1 protein-coding gene and 1 pseudogene are annotated in these 444 nt (G+C 68.0%); both read left to right on the top strand.

The annotated features are described in order from the left end of the window. Positions 1-201: pseudogene (locus OO68_RS48905) on the top strand (ABC transporter permease); the annotation flags it as partial. Further along, on the top strand, positions 198-444 hold a 247-nt coding region (locus OO68_RS48900; protein ID WP_033314718.1), incomplete at its 3' end, for an ATP-binding cassette domain-containing protein. The pseudogene OO68_RS48905 and the gene OO68_RS48900, both read left to right, overlap by 4 nt.

Raw genomic sequence — 444 nt, 5'->3', positions numbered from 1 at the left:
TCGTTCCTCGGCCTCGGCATCCGTCCGCCCTATCCAAGCTGGGGCAGCATGCTGTCGGAGGCCCGCGACCAGATCACCACGGCGCCCTGGCTGTCGGTCTTCCCCGGGCTTGCGATCTTCCTGACGGTGCTCGGCCTCAATTTGCTTGGCGACGGCTTGCGTGACGTGCTCGATCCCCAGTCGCGGAGCCGGCGTGCATGACCACGGCTCCGCTGATCGAAGTCCAGGACCTGCGCATCGATCTCGCTGACGGCGGCAGCCATGTCGCAGCGGTCGAGGCGCTGGCGAATGTCCGCGTCCCCGCGCCGGAGCGGCGGGTGAAGGATTACCCGCACCAGCTTTCCGGCGGCATGCGCCAGCGCGTCATGATCGCCATCGCCCTTGCCTGCGATCCGGATCTTCTGATCGCCGACGAGCCGACCACCGCACTCGACGTGACGGTGC

It is taken from the genome of Streptomyces iakyrus (assembly GCF_000717055.1).
GTDB lineage: Bacteria > Actinomycetota > Actinomycetes > Streptomycetales > Streptomycetaceae > Streptomyces > Streptomyces iakyrus.
Note: the sequence above shows the minus strand (reverse complement) of the source record. Positions and strands in the feature narration are given on the sequence as shown.